Consider the following 18,537-nt stretch of genomic DNA (forward strand, 5'->3'; position numbering starts at 1 on the left):
ATGATAAACTATTTTTTTGAACAGATCCCTTCTTTGGATATCGAGAACTCCACAACTGAGTGGTTAACGTCATTAGTTGAGCAAGAAGGCAAAAAAGTTGGCGAAATATCGTACATATTCTGTGACGATGAATACCTACTCTCTATTAACAAAACCTATTTGCAACACGATTATTACACGGATATCATAACCTTTGACTATGTAAAGGGTAGCCTTATAAACGCAGATATTTTCGTATCTTTGCCCCGCGTTTTAGAAAATTCAAAGTCATTATCAACAACTTACGACCAAGAATTGCACAGAGTGCTTGCTCACGGCCTACTCCACCTTTGTGGATATAAGGACAAAACCGAAGAAGAGGAAGCTCAAATGCGCGCTAAAGAAAACTTCTATCTTGAGAAGCGATAAGGATTGTATTTATATTTAGGAAATTTTGTACTCCTGAATCTCTGCATTTATACCTGCACTTCTCAAAGTTAGAATCTAATGTTTCACGTGAAACATTAGATATTTAATCCAATAGATTGGAAATTATGATTAGTGAAATATACGATGTAATAGTAGTGGGCGGAGGTCATGCTGGATGCGAAGCGGCAGCGGCTGCAGCAAACATGGGGTCCAAAACGCTACTGGTTACCATGAATATGCAAACGATAGGTCAAATGAGCTGCAACCCAGCAATGGGAGGTATTGCAAAAGGACAAATCGTACGTGAAATCGATGCCATGGGTGGTTACTCCGGTATCATAGCGGATAAGTCTGCCATCCAATTTAAGATGCTAAACCTATCAAAGGGTCCTGCAATGTGGTCTCCTAGAACCCAGAATGACCGCATGCTTTTTGCCCAGGAATGGAGACTGGCTTTGGAGAATACGCCGAACCTAGACTTCTTTCAAGACATGGTGAAAAGCCTCTTGATAGAAAATAACAAAGTATCTGGAGTCATTACATCTCTTGGTATTGAAATCAAATCAAAATCGGTTGTACTTACCAACGGTACCTTCCTAAACGGACTTATCCACGTAGGGGATAAACAGCTCGGAGGTGGACGTATGGGTGAACCCAAAGCATTTGGTATCACAGAACAGCTCGTATCCTTAGGCTTTACAAGCGGTCGAATGAAAACCGGAACTCCTCCTCGAGTAGACGGAAGAAGTCTAGATTATAGCAAAATGGAAGAACAGCCGGGAGATCCAAATCCACAGAAATTCTCCTACTTGCCTAGTGATCCTTTGACAACCCAAAGAAGCTGCCACATTACGTATACCAACGAAAAAGTACATGAAATACTACGTGAAGGCTTTGATAGAAGTCCCATGTTTAACGGAACCATCCAAAGCATTGGCCCAAGATATTGTCCGAGTATTGAAGATAAAATCAACAGATTTGCCGAACGTACAAGGCATCAACTATTCGTAGAACCTGAAGGTTGGAAAACGGTTGAAGTGTATGTAAATGGATTCAGTTCCTCTCTCCCCGAAGACATTCAAGTGAAGGCAATGAAGCACATTCCAGGTTTTGAAAACGTAAAAGTATTCCGTCCCGGATATGCCATCGAATACGATTACTTCCCTCCTACTCAACTCCAGCATACCTTAGAAACCAAATTAGTAGAAAACCTCTATTTTGCAGGTCAAATCAACGGAACCACAGGCTACGAAGAAGCCGCGGGACAAGGACTAATGGCTGGAATCAATGCACACAACAAGGTGCATGGTAAACCAGAAGTAATTCTTAACAGAAACGAGGCCTACATAGGTGTACTTATCGACGACCTTATCACAAAAGGAACAGAAGAACCCTACAGAATGTTTACTTCGAGAGCAGAATACAGACTTCTGCTTCGTCAAGACAACGCAGATATTAGACTAACACAAAAATCATTTGACTTTGGATTAGCTTCACAAGAGCGTCTCGAAAGAGTTCAAGAAAAAATAGAGAAATCCCAAGAACTAGAAGCCTTTTTACGGGAAACATCCCTTAAACCAGGTGTGATCAACCCTATTTTAGAATCGATCGAATCGTCTCCTGTGGATCAAGCCTACAAGGCTGCACAGATCCTTACGAGACCCAATATGAGTTTAGAAAAACTTGATGAAATCGATTTCATTCAAGAGTTCTCAAGAGACTTTCAGCAGGAAGTTCGTGAGCAAGCAGAAATCAATATAAAATACAAAGGGTATATAGACAAGGAACGCGAAAATGTAGCGAAGCTTTCCCGAATGGAAAACATCAAAATCCATGAAGACTTCGACTATACTAAAATAGCCTCTCTCTCTGCAGAAGCAAAAATTAAGCTACAAGCGGTACAACCCCGTACCATTGCTCAAGCTTCTAGAATCAGTGGAGTCTCCCCTGCCGACATTAATGTGCTGCTTATTTATTTAGGAAGATAATTAAATTGTTTCACGTGAAACAATTCATTTGAAATTGAAAAACAAAACAAATGCAGGTTAAAGATCATTTTCTTACTCAAGAGGAATTTGAAATAAAAGATACGGATACCTGTGGTATCAAAAAGACGTGGCCTATCCCCTCTCAATTAAATAGATATTACCAAAGTCCAAAATACATATCGCATCACCAAGATAACGGAAGCTTAAAAGAAAGAATCTACAAATTCGTTCAATCCTTTAATCTCAATTACAAGCGAAATATAGTTGCCTCGCTTAGTTTTAAAAATGCAAGTGTACTCGATTATGGATGCGGTGCAGGTGAGTTTCTAAAAACCATTGAAGAGGATTTTATAACGTATGGCTATGAACCCTCGAAAGTAGCAAGTGAAGCAGCGAAAAATAAACTTAAGAAAACCCATCTCGTTACAGACCTCGAAGATTTACCAAATTCTTCTTTGGATGTCATTACTTTATGGCATGTACTAGAACATATTGAAAATCAGGAGGATATAATAAATAAATTGTATAACAAACTGAAACCAAACGGTTTACTAATCTTAGCACTTCCCAATTACAAATCGTACGATGCGCAGCATTACAAATCCTATTGGGCTGCATACGATGTACCAAGACATCTTTACCATTTTTCAAAAACTGGGATCGAATCCAAATTTAATTCAAACTCTTGGAAACTAAAACAAATCAAACCTCTCCTACTCGATTCCATTTATATTTCGATTCTGAGTGAAAAATACAAAAAAAATCCATTTGCAATCCTTTCGGGAGGTCTTATTGGAGTAATTTCTAATTTTAAAGCCTTAAAAACAAACGATTATTCCAGTCTGATATATATTATCGAAAAAACAGAGAACGTTTAAATTTGACCTATTTCTGAAAGCGAATTTTTAGTGAATTTTTAAGAAAAAAGAAAAAAAGAAGGCCGGAGATTATTTAAATGTCTCCGGCCTTACCTTTTCTATGTAAAATTTTTTAATGCATGATCGCAGCTACTCCAGGCAATTCTAAACCTTCCAAACTTTCTAGCATCGCTCCTCCACCTGTTGAAACATAAGAAACTTTATCCTCGTAGTTATTTTGCTTAACAAACGCTACACTATCCCCTCCTCCCACGAGAGAAAAAGCACCAAGCTTTGTTGCTTCAGCAATACTGTCCCCTAGCGCAATCGTTCCTTCTGCAAAGGAAGGCATTTCAAAAACACCCAGTGGGCCATTCCAAAGGATGGTTCTAGAATTCACAATCGTGTCATGTACTAATACTCGAGATTTAGGTCCGGAATCAAGTCCCATCCATCCTTCTGGAATATCATATATATCGACCACTTTCGTGTTTGCATCGTTATTGAAATCATCCGCAATCACTACATCCATGGGAAGACAAACTTCAACGTTATTAGCCCTAGCCTTTTTCAAAATATCTAAAGCCAAATCCATCTTATCCTCTTCTACTAAGGAATTTCCAATAGTACCTCCCAAAGCCTTAATAAAGGTGAAGGCCATTCCTCCTCCAATAATGAGATTGTCTATTGCACCAAGCATATTTTCAATGATAGTAATTTTAGAAGAAACTTTAGATCCCCCAATAACTGCTGTCACCGGTCTTTCCCCTTTTCCGAGTACTTGATCAATAGCTTCTAATTCTTTTGCCATTAATAAACCGAAAAATTTAGTTTTAGGAAAAAACTTCGCAATTACAGCCGTAGATGCATGGTTACGATGTGCTGTTCCAAAGGCATCATTTACGTAGGCGTCTCCATACTTAGAAAGCTTTTCAGCAAAATTTTCATCGCCCTTTTCTTCTTCCGTATAAAACCTTAAATTTTCAAGCAATAGAATCTCGCCGGCCTTTAAGCCCGAAGTCATTTCTACAGCTTGGTCTCCAAGGCAATCGGGGCAAAATTCAACTTTATGCCCTAAAACTCCTTCAATATCTTTTACAATATTTTTAAGCGAAAACTCTTCACTCACCTTTCCTTTAGGTCGCCCCAAATGCGTCATAAGCACAACCGAACCCCCATCGCTAAGTATTTTATCAATCGTAGGTTTTGCAGCCTCAATTCGGCTTAAATCGGTTACTTTTAAATCGGCACTCTGTGGAACGTTAAAATCCACTCGGACTAGAGCTCTTTTGTTATTAAAATCAAAATCTTTAATTGTTTTCATATTGCTTTTTATTCATTGCTTAATTGAAAACAAATCTAATCAATTCACCGTCTTAAAAAAAATCAAACTCACTAAAATTAATCACAGACCTTTCTTCACATTACCTAACAGTATTTCACTATTTTTTTATTTATATAAAAAGAAAAGTGTTGTATGTTGTTATGTCTTGTTAGTTGTGGGGATAAGTTTTATAGAAAAAGTTTACCTCGTACTATAGGGAACTAACTAGCAAGTAATTCACAATTTATATATCTAAAAATTAGATAAATACGAGGTTATACACAATTTACTCGAATTTTTCAGTCCTTTATTCTATGGATAATATCTGTATGGACAAACGTTGTATAACTCCTGTCAAATTTTGGAAAAGTAATTGCCTTTATCCTTTTTTAATTCTGTCGTAGACAATTTAGACTAATAAAACAAGAGCAAGTTTTGGATAGTTATTCACACGTTTCTTATGATTTATTAACACAGTTCCTAATAAAATGTTAAAAGGGTTTCTATCAGGGGTTTATAATCTATCCTTGATTTTTAACTTATATTTAATCAAATAGTTATATTTTAGTAAAAGTATTGAGCCCAATTTTAGAGTGGGGATAAATATCGGACTGAATATAAAATTGTAAATTTGGAAGATTAAAAAAGAAAACAATGAAGAAAATTGCCATTGCTTGTGACCATGCCGGTTTTGAATACAAAGAATATTTAAAAACGATGCTTAAAGATCGTTACCAGATTACAGATTATGGTACAGACGGTTTGGAGAGTGTAGACTATCCTGACTTTGTCCATCCCGCTGCCAGTTCTGTAGAAGATGGCATCAATGAAATGGGTATTTTAATCTGTGGAAGTGGACAAGGAGTTCAACTTACAGCAAACAAACATAAAGGAGTGCGATGTGCTCTTTGCTGGATGCCCGCATTAGGAAGTTTAGCAAAGCAGCATAATAATTGCAATATGGTAGCTATTCCAGCTCGTTTTATTGCAAAAGAGCTTGCTCTAGAAATCGCAGAAACCTTTTTAACAACGGAATTCGAAGGCGGAAGACACCAAACCCGCGTCAATAAAATTTCTTGTTAAGCAAATAACCCACCGTGTCAATGGCAAAAAAATCAAAATACATTAGTCAAAAGAACAATCAGAAATTACGAGATATTGGTAAAAAAGTTCTCGAATTCATGAATAGGGAAACCTCTAAAATCTACAATTACAAACAGATTTCAGACGGTATTGACTATAAAAACCCTAGACAGAGAGAACTCGTAATACAAGCTCTGCATCAACTTCTTTCTCAAGATAGAATAAAGGAGGTTGAAAAGGGAAAATACATTGTCAATCTTAAGATCCAAGGAACGCTAACAGGTATCATTGATTTCAATCAAGCCGGAAATGCATTTGTGAAAGTGGAGGGGTTTGAAGACGATATCTTCATCCATTCCAAGAATGTAAAAGATGCGTTTCAAGGAGATAAAGTAATGATTGTCACCTACAATTACAAAGGCAAAAAGCTTGAGGGCTCTGTACTGGAAGTACTTGAAAGGAACAAGACCGAGTTTGTTGGAACTTTCGAACATATCCCACTTAAGGATTTTGCTTTTGTGGTCGCCGATCGAAAGGTGATTAATACCGATATTTTTATTAAGAAAGAGCACTTTGGCGGTGCGACCTCCGGAGATAAGGTGGTCGTTCGAATGCTAGGTTGGAACAAAGGGGACAAAAACCCTCAAGGAGAAGTAATTCAGATTCTAGGGGCACCTGGGGAACACGAGACCGAAATCCACTCCATCTTAGCGGAATATGGACTCCCTTATGAGTTTCCGCCTGAAGTCCAAAACGCAGCAGATCATATAGATCGAGAAATTCGAAATGAAGAAGTTGCAAAGCGTAGAGATATGCGCTCTGTTTTGACCTTTACCATTGACCCGAAAGATGCAAAGGATTTTGATGATGCACTTTCGATTCAAAAATTAGAAAATGGAAATTGGGAAATAGGCGTGCATATTGCGGATGTATCCCATTATGTACAACCCGAGGGGATAATTGACCAGGAAGCTTATGAACGTGCCACTTCAGTCTACTTAGTTGACCGGGTCGTTCCCATGCTACCCGAGGTGCTCAGCAACGATGTTTGCTCCCTTCGTCCTAATGAAGATAAATATACCTTTTCGGCTGTTTTCGAGCTAGACGATCAGTCGAAAATACAAAGCCAGTGGTTTGGTCGAACGGTAACCCATTCAGACCGTAGATTCTCCTATGAAGAAGCCCAAGAACGAATTGAAAGTGGAGAGGGTGATTTACATGAAGAAATCAACACCTTAAATAGGCTTGCTAAAATTTTAAGGGATGCGCGTATTAAAAACGGTGCAATTACCTTTGATCGAAGCGAAGTGCGATTTAATTTAGATGAGAATAACGAACCAATTGGGGTTTACTTTAAGGTAAGCAAGGATAGTAACCATTTAATTGAAGAATTCATGCTACTTGCCAATCGTAAAGTATCGGAATTTATTTCACTCAATTCGAAAGGAGAAATATCGAATAAGACCTTTATATACAGGATCCATGACGATCCTGATCCTACGAAGCTGGAAGCTTTGCGTGATTTTGTTTCAACTTTTGGTTACAAAATGAACATTTCGAATTCGAAGCAAACCACCGAAAGTATGAATACTCTTTTGCAAGATGTGAAAGGGAAACCGGAGGAAAATATGATCGAAACCTTGGCCATGCGCTCCATGAGCAAGGCAATATACTCAACCGATCCGATTGGGCATTACGGGTTAGGTTTTTCCTATTATTCTCATTTTACGTCTCCTATTCGACGCTATCCTGATTTGATTGCCCATCGATTATTGCAGCATTATTTAGATGGCGGGAAATCTGTGAATAGCGAAGAGATTGAAGAGAAAGCGAAACACTGTTCCGCAAGAGAGCGATTAGCGGCTGATGCAGAACGTGATAGCATCAAATATATGCAAGTGAAATTCATGGATAAACATGTCGGGCAAGTGTTCGAAGGTGTGATCTCTGGAGTTGCAGACTTTGGATTTTGGGTTCAAATACCAGAAAATGGTGCGGAAGGACTCATTAAACTTAGAGATTTGACGGACGATAGCTACCAATACGATGCGAAAACGCATTCCGTTCATGGGTCTAGACATGGACGTCAATTTCAATTGGGAGATAAAGTGAAAATCAAAGTAATGAAAGCCAATTTAGTTCGAAAACAACTTGATTTTAAAATTGTAGATTAACATCCAGAATCTTTTGATAATATAAGACTTACTTCATGATAGAACTCATACTATCAGCGGTTGGACTTGGTATAATGCTAAGTTTAGTTTTCATAGGACCTATTTTCTTTCTATTAATTGAAACTAGTTTTTTACGAGGACCAAGGCATGCGTTAGCGTTAGATTTGGGCGTGATTGCCGCAGATATACTATGTATTGTCGCCGCCTATTTCGCCAGTTCAGATATAGTCCATCTCATTGATAAACACCCTAGTTTTTATCGAATAACAGCGCTGCTATTATTCATCTATGGTCTTTTCATGATGCTGACCAAAACAAAGATGCACATCAAAGGAGAGGGAAACTTAATTTCTCAAAATTATTTTAAGACCTTTATTAATGGGTTTATTTTCAATCTATTAAACATTGGAGTCATTCTTTTTTGGTTGGTCACCGTGGTCTCTGTACGCAATCAATATCCTGAACAAAACAATTTTATACTCTATCTTTCACTCGTCATTATAACGTATTTGTGTGTGGATATGGTGAAAATATTCCTAGCAAAGCAATTTCACTATAAACTAAATCAAAACATTGCAAATACGATACGACGTGTCGTTGGAATCATATTATTACTCTTTAGTCTGGTTGTATTCCTACAAAGTTTCAAGAAGTTTAATCGTTTAGACACTCAGATTGAAGAAGCACAAAAAAAGGAAATTAAGCTACAAAAACAGCAGCCCTAAATAAGACGAGAAAATTGGAAGGAGGGAAGAGAAATCAAATGAAAATTATGAAGTCAAAATTAGCTCACAAGCCGCTTGGTAAAAATAGTCGAATCGCAATTATATCTCCCGCTGGAGCTGTTAAAGCCTCGGATTTAGAAGGAACGTTAGATTTACTAAGAGAGGAAGGGTTTGAGCCTGTTCTGGGTCAATATGCGCTCGGTGAGCATGAAGAGGGCTACTTATATTCTGGTAGCATTAAAAATCGATTAGAAGACCTGAATTGGGCGTTAAATGAGGAGTCGATTGATGCGGTATGGGCTACTCGAGGAGGATACGGTTGTCAGCATTTGCTCAAAGGAATTCAGTTGGACCCATCGCTTAGAACACCAAAATGGTATGTAGGGTATTCTGACAATACCGCGATTCATAGCTATTTGCTAAAAAAGGGATGGAATTCCATCAATGGACAAACGATTAAGACCTCAAGTTTCCAAGTAGATCCTAAGTCCTACCAGCTCATATTTGATGTCTTCAAAGGCATTAAACCTAATTATTTAGTTGAAGGACATGAACTCAATAAAAAGGGAGAAGTCGAAGGAGTAATCGTTGGAGGTAATTTAGCCTTGGTTTATGCTTTGCTTGGAAGCCCTTATAGTTTTGATTTTCAAGATAAGATTCTCTTTTTAGAGGAAATAGGAGAGGAGTACTATGCTTTAGATCGTATGATTACGAGCTTAGAACTTGCCGGTGCATTTGGTCAAATTAAAGGACTGATTGTAGGAGGGATGACCAGCATGGGGAAGAAAGATCAAAACAAGAATTACGAATCGTTCTACGATCCATATTCCTACGAGCTCATCGCAAGCAGATTAGAATCTTATGACATTCCTATGCTCTTTGGTTTTCCAAACGGACATATTTTCGATAACAGACCGTTAATTATTGGGTCCGAAGTGAAACTCAAGGTCGATTCCAAATGCAAGATTGAGTTCTTATAAAAAAAAGAGGAACACAGATTTTGTCTAATGTTCCCCTGAAGTGCTTTGTCTTATTTAATTTCGACACATCCAACTCTACCTCCTGCATTTCCAGTCGGTTGCGTTTTGAAGTCATCTGCTTTCGCGTGAATAATGATCGCTTTTCCAATTACATTTTTACTTGGATCGTCACATCCCACACACCATTTGTCGGTTTTCATGACCAAACGGGCGGTCCCGTCCTGATTGGTGTTTAAATTTCCTATATCGCCTGCATGATGATCGGAATCACCCCATTTCCCATGGTCCTTAGCAAGAGGATTCCAGTGTCCACCTGCAGAGCTTCCGTCCGCAGCAGAACAATCCCCTGTTTCGTGAATATGAGCCGCGTGCGTACTGTTCGGATTCAAATTATAGACATTCATATCTAGCTCTACTTCGCCTGCTTTTTGTGTAAAGCTTACGGTACCTTGCGTATTCGTATCGCTTTTAGACTGAATTGCATAGGTCTTTGTCGTCCCGCAAGAAACGGCAGTGGCTAGTACAGCACCGATTAAGAGGAATGAAGAATTTTTCATAATATCAAATTTAAGATTAGATTAACTCGAGCCTAAATTTACTGATTATTAAGCGAAGTAGTAGTAAGATGTCGATATTTTAGAAGGGTTTTTTGAATAAATGTAAGTGGGGTATACTGGGAAAAGGAGGTTTTGCCATTTCAAAGAAGTTTGAAATCCAGATGGAAACAAGGTTTTTCCATATAAAAATGCTCCCTTTGCGTTCTTTTTCCAAAACAGGTACAAATTTTTTACGGTTCAGAATACAAAATATACGGTTCGGTCGGTTCGCTTTTGATAAAAAGCTTCGAGCGAATACCTTTGTTCTATAAATATGACGAATATGAAAAATGTACTACTTATTACCGGAATTTTATTTTCTCTAAATTTTGTTTCTGCTCAACAAGGAGAACAAATCAATATGCAAGAGAAAATCGAACAATTAGAGCAGCGTCCTTCCTTTGAGGACTTACAGAAGTTATCCAGTGAGTTTGCTTCTCTGGCTAACCAAGACCATTCGAATTGGCTTCCCAACTATTATGCCGCCTTGGCACAAATACGTATGGGTAGAAGCCTTATGATGGAGGGTAAGATTGGAGAATTAGACCCCTATGCAGACAAAGCAGAGAGCTATGTAACGAAAGCAATGGACCTACAGCCTGAAAATCCTGAACTCTATATTTTGAAAAAGATGATTCATGGACTTAGGTTAATGGTTAATCCCATGGAGAGATATGCAAGCGAGAGTATGCTCGGTGACCAGTCTTTAGAAAAGGCAGAAAAAATCGATCCGACCAATCCTAGGATTACGCTCTTGCGTGCCGAAGATTTGTATTATACTCCAGAGGAGTATGGGGGCAGCAAATCAAAAGGACTTGAGCTCTTTGCAAAATCCATAGAACAGTTTGATTCCTATCAGGCAAAAGGAAAGAACGCTCCAAATTGGGGTAAGTCTGAGGCTCAGCATTTCTTAAATTCGAAACCTTAAAGTAGCGAAGTACGAACCAAAACCTATATTGTATGCTAGAACAAGTCATTATTAGGAAAGCAAATACATGGACTCGGAGATTCTCGAGTAGGGTATGGGTTCACAGTGTCGTACTTGTGCTTCTGATTCTGCTCTGCAGAACGCATGAGCCCTCACAAGAAAAATTTCTCATCTCGGTCTACCTTCTCACCGTCTACGGACATTTTGTGATTTTTCATTTGTTCTATCACGCGAGTCTAAAACCCTGGTTACAATCCAACGATACCCTAAAAACCAATTCCAATTAAAATGTATCTTTACTTAAACGCTATTTAAAATGTCTAAAACCCTTCGTAACATACTCCTTATTACTCTGATACTCTCGAGCCTCTTGTTTGGGTTTCTTACTCCTGACAGGACCGTTGCGAATCTTGGACTTACCCTTGGCGTATGTTTAATGTATACCGTAATACTTGGCGTAAGTAACGCTGTTTTAAATACGTTTTTGAATCAGAAGTTTTCATGGGCAAAAAATACAGGGAAGCGAGTAACCCTTGGTATACTTTTGACCCTTGTGGTTAATATAGTCCTTGTTCTGCTTTGCAATTATCTGAATTTCATTGTGATTCAAGGAGAGGATCCTTCCCATTTTTTCAATGGGGAAATGAATGTTCGACACTGGTTTATCATCAATATAGCACTGCTAGTTACCGCCGTATTGCATATTAATGGATTTGTCAAGGCCCTCAAAAGAAATACTCGGAGTGAGGTTGTGGAGCAAAAAATCATTGCCTCAGCGGCCAATGCACAATTTGAGAGTTTGAAAAACCAGTTAGATCCTCATTTTCTTTTCAATTCTCTAAATGTATTGAGCGCCCTTATTGAAGAAAACGCTGAATCGGCACAAAAGTTCACGGATTCGATGTCGAAAGTATACCGGTATGTTTTGGAGCAAAAGGACAAAGAATTAGTAAGCACACAGGAGGAAATTGAATTTGCGAAAACGTATTGTGAGCTTCTTAAAACGCGTTTTGAAGACAGTGTGCAATTTGAATTTGACGTGAACGAAAAAACTTTAGAAGCCTTTGTAGTCCCACTCTCTTTGCAACTTTTGTTAGAGAATAGCATCAAGCACAATTTTGCAACGGAAACTCGACCGCTACGTATAAGAATCTATTCAGAGGAGGGGTTCTTATGCGTCGAGAATAATTATCAGCCTAGAGAACAATCGAAAGAGCGCCAAGGAATCGGGCTGAGCAATATAGTCCAGCGCTACGCACTTTTAACCTCACGGAATGTATACATTGAAAAATCGGAAGAAAAGTTTAAAGTAAAAATACCCTTATTAACTAAAAAAATTACAGCAATGCAAACCTATGAATATACGGAAGATACTTCCTACAAACAAGCTAAAAAACGAGTGGAAGAACTGAAAGGGTTCTATGGAAATCTAATATCCTACTGCATTTTCATTCCTTTTTTGTTTTTTATCAATTGGAGAACCTCGCCTAACTACTGGTGGGCATTTTGGCCCATGCTAGGGTGGGGAATCGGCGTGGTATCCCATGCGATCCACATTTTTTGGATTGGACGCGATTGGGAAGAGCGACAGATTAAAAAGTATATGAAAAAAGATAATGAAAATACGAACCAATGGAAATAACGAATCAACAACCGCAGAAGTCGCTCGAATACCGCAAAGCAAAGACGCGAGTAAAGAATCTAAAGACTTACTATTTTATGCTCTTAGGGTACGTGATTATCGTTTTAGTGTACCTTTTCAATAGAAATGGTGAACCCTTTTTTACACTGGGCCCCTTTTTAAACGGTTGGCTTCTGACCGTATGGGGACTATTTTTGATTTTGTTTGGACTTTTTCTTTACATTCCTTTTTTCCGTCATTGGGAAGATAGGCAGCTAGAAAAGGAACTAAAACGAATAGAGAAATACACTACTAAAAACAAACAAGGATGATGAGTTCAGATCAAAGCTACCAAACTGCGAAAAGACAAGTACGGAAAATAAAAGGCTTCTACATTCATTTGCAGGTCTATTTAACCGTTTTGGTGTTTTTGACCCTTCTTCCTTATTTGATTCATGAGGGTGAGGAAGATTTCAGTGCCTTTTGGGGACTAGGATTTTGGGGAATTGGCCTGCTTGCCCATGGCTGTTCCGTATTTATTCCTAAATTTATCCTGGGAAGCAAATGGGAGGAGAGGAAAATTGAAGAATTGATACGAAAGGAAAAAGCTAGGAAAGATGCAACGTAAGACCAAAACGCTCATTATTGAAGACGAAAAACCAGCCGCACGAAAGCTAGAAAGACTTATTAGCTTGTTTCCTGATTTGGAGCTGGTTGCAGTGCTGCACTCTGTGGAGGAGGGAGTGGATTATTTTAAAAATAACCCACATCCCGATCTGATCTTTTCAGACATTGTACTGGGAGATGGCGTCTCGTTTGACATCTTTGATCAAATACCCACCCAGAGTTTTATTATTTACACGACCGCCTTTGATAATTATACCTTACGAGCATTCAAACTCAATTCGATTGATTATTTGCTTAAACCCATTGGAAAACTCGAATTAGAATGTGCTATTGAAAAGTATCGAAAATTTGCACCCCAAGAGCAGCATTATGCGGATTTAAATTTCCGCGAATTAATTAGTACTCCAAGAGCCTCACTCTCCAGAATTTTAGTAAAAATAGGATACAATTTAAAGGTCATCCCTGTGGAAGAGATAGGTTATTTTTATAGCGAAAATAAGACGGTCTATGCCCAAACGTTAGAGAGGACTTTTCCTACTGATTTTACACTTGAGGAACTGCAAGAGAATTTAGATCCCGCCGTTTTTTTTCGGGTCAATAGACAAACAATCATTCGATTGGAAGCGATTCAAAACATTCATACCTCACCCCAATTCAAAGTAGAAATGCAGGCTCAATCGCATGAAGAAATCATTGTGAGTAGGGAACGGGTAAAGGATTTTAAAGCTTGGCTGGAAGCGTAAGCTTTTTAATTTATAACACCACTTCCAATAAGCTCCTCTCCTTGATACCATGCCACGAATTGACCTTCCGCTACAGCAGATTGAGGGGTTTCAAATTCAACATACAGTCCTGACTCCTCTTGGTAAAGCGTGGCTTTACTTAAGGGTTGACGGTATCGGATTCTAGCCATTACCTCCATAGATTCTCCTACATTTAAACTTAAGTCTGGACGAATCCAGTGAATTTCTTGAGGAGTCACTTTAATCACTTTTTGAAATAGGCCAGGGAAGTCTTTTCCTTCTCCCACATAGAGTATGTTGTTTTCCATATCGCGAGAGAGGATAAAACAACTTTCTTTGTGTCCGCCAATCCCTAAACCTTTGCTTTGTCCGATCGTATAGTACTGAGCACCTTGGTGTTTTCCAATGACTTTCCCTTCCGGTTTCTGATAGGTGATTTTCTCGGATAAATATTCGAGCTCCTGCGTTTTCTTTTCAAACGAAGGAAGTTCTTTCTGAAAAATGGGATGGTCTTTGAAAATCTCCACGATCTCCCCTTCTTTTGGCTCTAGCTGCTGCTTTAAAAATTCAGGTAGGCTCACTTTGCCAATGAAACACAAACCTTGTGAATCTTTTTTTTCTGCAGTGACCAAATCTAATTTTTTAGCAATTTCACGCACTTGAGGTTTGGTCAATTCTCCAATGGGAAAAACGGCTTTAGAAAGCTGGTCTTGGTTAAGCTGGCATAAGAAATAGCTTTGGTCCTTGTTGGCGTCTATTCCTTCTAAAAGTCTGTAAATTTCATTTCCTTCCGCATCCTTTGTGAAGTCTAACCGTGCATAATGGCCCGTCGCGACTTTGTCTGCACCAAGAGACAAAGCGGTATCTAGAAAGACATCGAATTTTACTTCACGGTTGCACAGAATGTCTGGGTTGGGAGTACGACCTTTTTGGTATTCTTCAAACATGTAGTCCACGATGCGCTCTTTGTACAAGTCACTCATGTCAATCACTTGGAATGGAATTCCTAGTTTTTGTGCTACAAGCAGAGCGTCATTGCTGTCCTCAATCCAAGGACATTCATCCTCTAAGGTAACGGAAGCATCGTTCCAATTGCGCATGAATAACCCCACCACGTCGTGCCCTTGCTGCTGAAGCAGGTAAGCGGCAACGGATGAGTCTACACCTCCAGAAAGTCCAACTACTATTTTCATGTGAATACTAAAAAATATTTTTGCAAATTTACGACTTAATTATTCAAAAGGTCGGTTTTGTGATTCATGGAACGAAAGACAGGAATAGACAATTTAAAAAACAACAAATGAAAAATTTACAGAAAATATCTCTTTTGGTTTTGGTGCATCTGTTTGCGTACAGCCTTGCCCAAGAGTCTTACTCCCAAGAGCAGGAGCAAGCTCCTTCTCGATGGACACTTGGTGGATCTGTGGGTCTCGGGGGATCCTTTGGAAGCGGAAGCTCCAGCACGGCATTATCCCTTTCCCCCAAAGTTGGGTATTGGCTAACCCCCGCATTGCAGGGTGGATTAGGTACGAATTTTATGTGGCAGAACTCAAAGTATTTCTCAACCTCGATTGCCGGCGTTGGACCCTTTTTAAATTATTTTGTGCTTCCTAATTTTTATCTTTCGTCCAAGTACGAACATTATTTTGTGAGTCAGAAGGACAAAGCGACTTCTCAAAAAATATCGGACTCTGAGCCCTCCCTTTGGTTTGGATTAGGGTATGCTCAGCCCATAGCAAGAGGTTCCTACCTTCAAATCGGAGGAATGTATAACGTGCTCTACAAGAAGAATAGTTCTGTGTTCTCCAGTGGGTTTTCGCCCACGGTTGGAGTGATTATTGGACTTTAAAAGGGTAGGGGTTGAAGTGATCTAATTCCACTTCGAACTAACGCACGGAGAGATACTCCACACCGTGTTGGAGTTCTTCTTTAGGTTCTGTTTTCGAAAACTGTTTATGAAATTCGTCGTAATAGCAATTCGATTCCATCTCCGTTGTAAATAACTTTTTAAAGAAGGTAATTCCGAATACAGCGGCTAATCCTAGTGTGCTTGCAATTAATACTTTTGTTTCGATTTTCATTTTCGTGAGATTTATCTCTTGACTAACTTGCAAATTATGTTCCTTTCTATTCCATGGAACGTATAAAATTTGTTAAAAAAAATGTATTTTTGGTCAAATTGTATAATAATGAACTTAAAATCACTGTTTATGACTTCAGGAGTTGCATTCCTTGCTTCCTGTACAGCACAAACTTCATCAGGAGAAAACACGAGTATGTATCCAGAAACTAAGAAAACCGATGTGGTAGACGTTTATTTTGGGCAAAACGTTGCCGATCCCTACCGATGGTTAGAAGATGATATGGCTACTGACACCCAAGCTTGGGTGAAATCTCAGGCTGCGTATACCGATAATTATTTATCGAAAATACCTTTCCGCCAGGAAATAAAAAACCAATTAAAAGAAATTTGGAACTATGAAAGGGTAGGAGCTCCGTATAAGGAGGGTGATTACACTTACTTTTCAAAAAATGATGGACTTCAAGCGCAGTCCGTGATTTATCGTACCGATAAGAATGGGAAGACCGAGGTCTTTCTAGACCCGAATACGTTTTCGAAAGACGGAACGACTTCACTTGCAGGTCTTTCCTTTAATAAGAGCGGGAAACTTGCCGCTTATTCTATCTCGGAAGGAGGTAGTGATTGGAACAAAATCATTATTCTTGATGTAGATAAAAACCAGGTGATCGATCAAACGATTCAAGATGTGAAATTTAGTGGAGCTTCTTGGCTTGGAGAAGAAGGATTTTTCTACTCTAGCTATGATAAGCCTGAAGGAAGTGCACTATCAGCGAAGACAGACACGCACAAAGTTTATTTTCATAAACTAGGTACCGAGCAAAAAAAGGACGAACTGATTATTGGAGGTGAGGATTTTAAAAGACGCTACATGAATGTAGGGGTCTCAGATGACCAACAGTATTTAATTCTTTCCGCTGCCAATGCCACCAATGGCAATGAGTTATACATTAAAAAGATCGGTTCAAAGGCGGATTTTGTTCCGATTCAAACAGGATATGACTACAATACCAATTTCATTGATTCCAAAGGAGATACCCTTTATTTGCTTACCGACAAAGGTGCGCCGAATCAGCGTGTGGTCACTGCGAATATAAATACGCCCACGAAATGGACGGATCTAATTAAGGAAACCTCGGACGTACTTGGAATTTCCAGCGGAGGCGGAAATCTTTTTGCAAGCTACATTAAGGATGCAGTCTCCGTCGTTAAGCAGTACGACTATACAGGTAAACTCATTCGTGAGATCACTCTTCCAGGAAAAGGGTCCGCAGGAGGTTTTTACGGGAAAGCGGAGGACAAAGATCTTTACTATTCATTTAGTAACTATATCACACCGGGAACCACATACAAATTTAATGTTGCGACGGGAAAATCAGAGGTTTATTATAAGCCTAATGTGAAATTCGATGCGGACAATTATGTTTCGGAACAGGTTTTCTATACCTCCAAAGATGGCACCAAAGTGCCGATGATTATTTCCTACAAGAAAGGACTTAAAATGGACGGAAAAAACCCAACCATTCTTTACGGATATGGAGGTTTCAACATCAGCTTAACTCCAGGTTTTTCCGTGGTTAATGCAGTTTGGATGGACAATGGAGGGGTATATGCAGTACCTAACATTCGTGGTGGAGGAGAATACGGTAAAAAATGGCATGATGCCGGAACCAAACTTCAGAAAAAGAATGTGTTTAATGATTTTATTGCCGCAGGTGAGTATTTGCAAAGCAAAGGATACACCTCGAAAGATTATATGGCAATTTCAGGGGGTTCCAATGGCGGACTCTTAGTGGGAGCCACCATGACCATGCGTCCTGATTTAGCAAGGGTAGCACTACCCGCTGTAGGCGTTTTGGACATGCTACGATACAATAAATTTACCGCAGGCGCCGGTTGGGCTTACGATTATGGTACGGCCGAGGACAGCAAAGAAATGTTTGAATACCTAAAATCGTATTCCCCTCTTCACAATGTGGCTGAGAATGCATGTTATCCTTCTACCATGATTACAACGGGCGACCATGACGACCGCGTAGTGCCTGCACACTCATTTAAGTTTGGAGCCGAGCTTCAAGCCAAACAAGGCTGTGACAAACCCATTCTACTTCGTATTGAAACCAATGGGGGACACGGGGCAGGTAGATCGACGGATCAAATGATTAATGAAAATGCTGACAAATTAAGTTTCACTTTAAGTGAAATGGGAATTACAAAACTTGACAATTAATTTGATTGTTTGAGTAAGATCCTATAAGCAGGTGTTCTTTTAGAGCACCTGCTTTTTTGTTCGCTCCACTCTTAGGCAGTACCCTATCAAAAGGTCATAATTGGAATTATTGCTCTGAATTAGTCCTTTTTGCACTAAATTTGATGTATACTCAGTAATCACAAACCAAAAAT

General features: G+C 39.1%; 18 protein-coding genes. 14 read left to right on the forward strand and 4 right to left on the reverse strand.

Annotation, left to right across the window (positions count from 1 at the left end; all coding sequences use genetic code 11):
- The 3 genes from ybeY (at position 1) to AC3IRX_RS07250 (ending at position 3,274) form a co-directional block, all read left to right on the forward strand.
- On the forward strand, positions 1–408 hold the full coding sequence (gene ybeY, locus AC3IRX_RS07240) for an rRNA maturation RNase YbeY (RefSeq protein WP_489209297.1): 408 nt from the start codon (positions 1–3) through the stop codon (positions 406–408).
- A 125-nt stretch (positions 409–533) separates the two neighbouring features.
- Entirely contained in the window at positions 534–2,396 is a 1,863-nt protein-coding gene (gene mnmG, locus AC3IRX_RS07245; protein WP_489209299.1) for a tRNA uridine-5-carboxymethylaminomethyl(34) synthesis enzyme MnmG, read from the forward strand.
- 50 nt (positions 2,397–2,446) lie between these two features.
- The gene (locus AC3IRX_RS07250) at positions 2,447–3,274 is read left to right on the forward strand and encodes a class I SAM-dependent methyltransferase (protein WP_489209301.1); all 828 of its coding nucleotides are present in this window, start codon (positions 2,447–2,449) and stop codon (positions 3,272–3,274) included.
- Between the two features lie 112 nt (positions 3,275–3,386).
- Here AC3IRX_RS07250 and AC3IRX_RS07255 read toward each other — a convergent pair whose 3' ends face one another.
- The gene (locus AC3IRX_RS07255) at positions 3,387–4,577 is read right to left on the reverse strand and encodes a phosphoglycerate kinase (protein ID WP_489209303.1); all 1,191 of its coding nucleotides are present in this window, start codon (positions 4,575–4,577) and stop codon (positions 3,387–3,389) included.
- 654 nt (positions 4,578–5,231) lie between these two features.
- Here AC3IRX_RS07255 and AC3IRX_RS07260 point away from each other — a divergent pair.
- Genes AC3IRX_RS07260 through AC3IRX_RS07275 form a run of 4 tightly spaced genes read left to right on the forward strand, consistent with a single transcriptional unit; the run spans position 5,232 to position 9,539 of the window.
- Positions 5,232–5,660, forward strand: coding sequence for an RpiB/LacA/LacB family sugar-phosphate isomerase (locus tag AC3IRX_RS07260; protein WP_489209305.1), 429 nt, complete (start codon positions 5,232–5,234; stop codon positions 5,658–5,660).
- A gap of 20 nt (positions 5,661–5,680) precedes the next feature.
- Positions 5,681–7,834, forward strand: coding sequence for a ribonuclease R (rnr, locus tag AC3IRX_RS07265; RefSeq protein ID WP_489209306.1), 2,154 nt, complete (start codon positions 5,681–5,683; stop codon positions 7,832–7,834).
- A 35-nt stretch (positions 7,835–7,869) separates the two neighbouring features.
- Positions 7,870–8,559 carry a LysE family translocator gene (locus AC3IRX_RS07270; RefSeq protein WP_489209308.1) on the forward strand — a complete coding sequence of 230 codons (690 nt, stop codon included), beginning with the start codon at positions 7,870–7,872 and terminating at the stop codon, positions 8,557–8,559.
- Positions 8,560–8,606: 47 nt separating this feature from the next.
- Positions 8,607–9,539 carry a S66 peptidase family protein gene (locus AC3IRX_RS07275; protein ID WP_489209310.1) on the forward strand — a complete coding sequence of 311 codons (933 nt, stop codon included), beginning with the start codon at positions 8,607–8,609 and terminating at the stop codon, positions 9,537–9,539.
- A 50-nt stretch (positions 9,540–9,589) separates the two neighbouring features.
- Here the strand turns inward: AC3IRX_RS07275 and AC3IRX_RS07280 are convergent, their stop codons facing one another.
- Positions 9,590–10,096, reverse strand: a complete 507-nt coding sequence (locus tag AC3IRX_RS07280) for a superoxide dismutase family protein (RefSeq protein WP_489209311.1) — start codon at positions 10,094–10,096, stop codon at positions 9,590–9,592.
- Positions 10,097–10,418: 322 nt separating this feature from the next.
- On the opposite strand from AC3IRX_RS07280, the gene AC3IRX_RS07285 reads away from it, so the two are divergent.
- The 5 genes from AC3IRX_RS07285 to AC3IRX_RS07305 all read left to right on the forward strand — a co-directional run bounded on the left by AC3IRX_RS07285 (position 10,419) and on the right by AC3IRX_RS07305 (position 14,054).
- The gene (locus AC3IRX_RS07285; protein WP_489209313.1) at positions 10,419–11,063 is read left to right on the forward strand and encodes a tetratricopeptide repeat protein; all 645 of its coding nucleotides are present in this window, start codon (positions 10,419–10,421) and stop codon (positions 11,061–11,063) included.
- Positions 11,064–11,379: 316 nt separating this feature from the next.
- A complete protein-coding gene (locus tag AC3IRX_RS07290) occupies positions 11,380–12,705 on the forward strand; it encodes a 2TM domain-containing protein (RefSeq protein ID WP_489209315.1) in 1,326 nt (441 codons plus the stop codon).
- Entirely contained in the window at positions 12,696–13,016 is a 321-nt protein-coding gene (locus AC3IRX_RS07295; RefSeq protein ID WP_489209316.1) for a 2TM domain-containing protein, read from the forward strand. Before AC3IRX_RS07290 ends, AC3IRX_RS07295 begins: the two co-directional genes overlap by 10 nt.
- Positions 13,013–13,312: a 2TM domain-containing protein gene (locus AC3IRX_RS07300; protein ID WP_489209318.1), complete on the forward strand. Its 300-nt coding sequence runs from the start codon at positions 13,013–13,015 to the stop codon at positions 13,310–13,312. Before AC3IRX_RS07295 ends, AC3IRX_RS07300 begins: the two co-directional genes overlap by 4 nt.
- Positions 13,302–14,054, forward strand: coding sequence for a LytR/AlgR family response regulator transcription factor (locus tag AC3IRX_RS07305; protein WP_489209320.1), 753 nt, complete (start codon positions 13,302–13,304; stop codon positions 14,052–14,054). Before AC3IRX_RS07300 ends, AC3IRX_RS07305 begins: the two co-directional genes overlap by 11 nt.
- A 5-nt stretch (positions 14,055–14,059) precedes the next feature.
- On the opposite strand, the gene mnmA is transcribed toward AC3IRX_RS07305, so the two are convergent.
- Positions 14,060–15,247, reverse strand: coding sequence for a tRNA 2-thiouridine(34) synthase MnmA (mnmA, locus tag AC3IRX_RS07310; protein WP_489209322.1), 1,188 nt, complete (start codon positions 15,245–15,247; stop codon positions 14,060–14,062).
- Positions 15,248–15,354: 107 nt separating this feature from the next.
- Here mnmA and AC3IRX_RS07315 point away from each other — a divergent pair, with 107 nt between their 5' ends.
- Positions 15,355–15,903, forward strand: a complete 549-nt coding sequence (locus tag AC3IRX_RS07315) for a hypothetical protein (RefSeq protein ID WP_489209324.1) — start codon at positions 15,355–15,357, stop codon at positions 15,901–15,903.
- Between the two features lie 37 nt (positions 15,904–15,940).
- Here the strand turns inward: AC3IRX_RS07315 and AC3IRX_RS07320 are convergent, their stop codons facing one another.
- Entirely contained in the window at positions 15,941–16,135 is a 195-nt protein-coding gene (locus AC3IRX_RS07320) for a hypothetical protein (RefSeq protein WP_489209325.1), read from the reverse strand.
- A 108-nt stretch (positions 16,136–16,243) separates the two neighbouring features.
- On the opposite strand from AC3IRX_RS07320, the gene AC3IRX_RS07325 reads away from it, so the two are divergent.
- Positions 16,244–18,364 carry a prolyl oligopeptidase family serine peptidase gene (locus tag AC3IRX_RS07325; RefSeq protein WP_489209327.1) on the forward strand — a complete coding sequence of 707 codons (2,121 nt, stop codon included), beginning with the start codon at positions 16,244–16,246 and terminating at the stop codon, positions 18,362–18,364.
- Positions 18,365–18,537 lie beyond the last annotated feature (173 nt).

Source organism: Epilithonimonas sp. KH_059 (assembly GCF_057838485.1).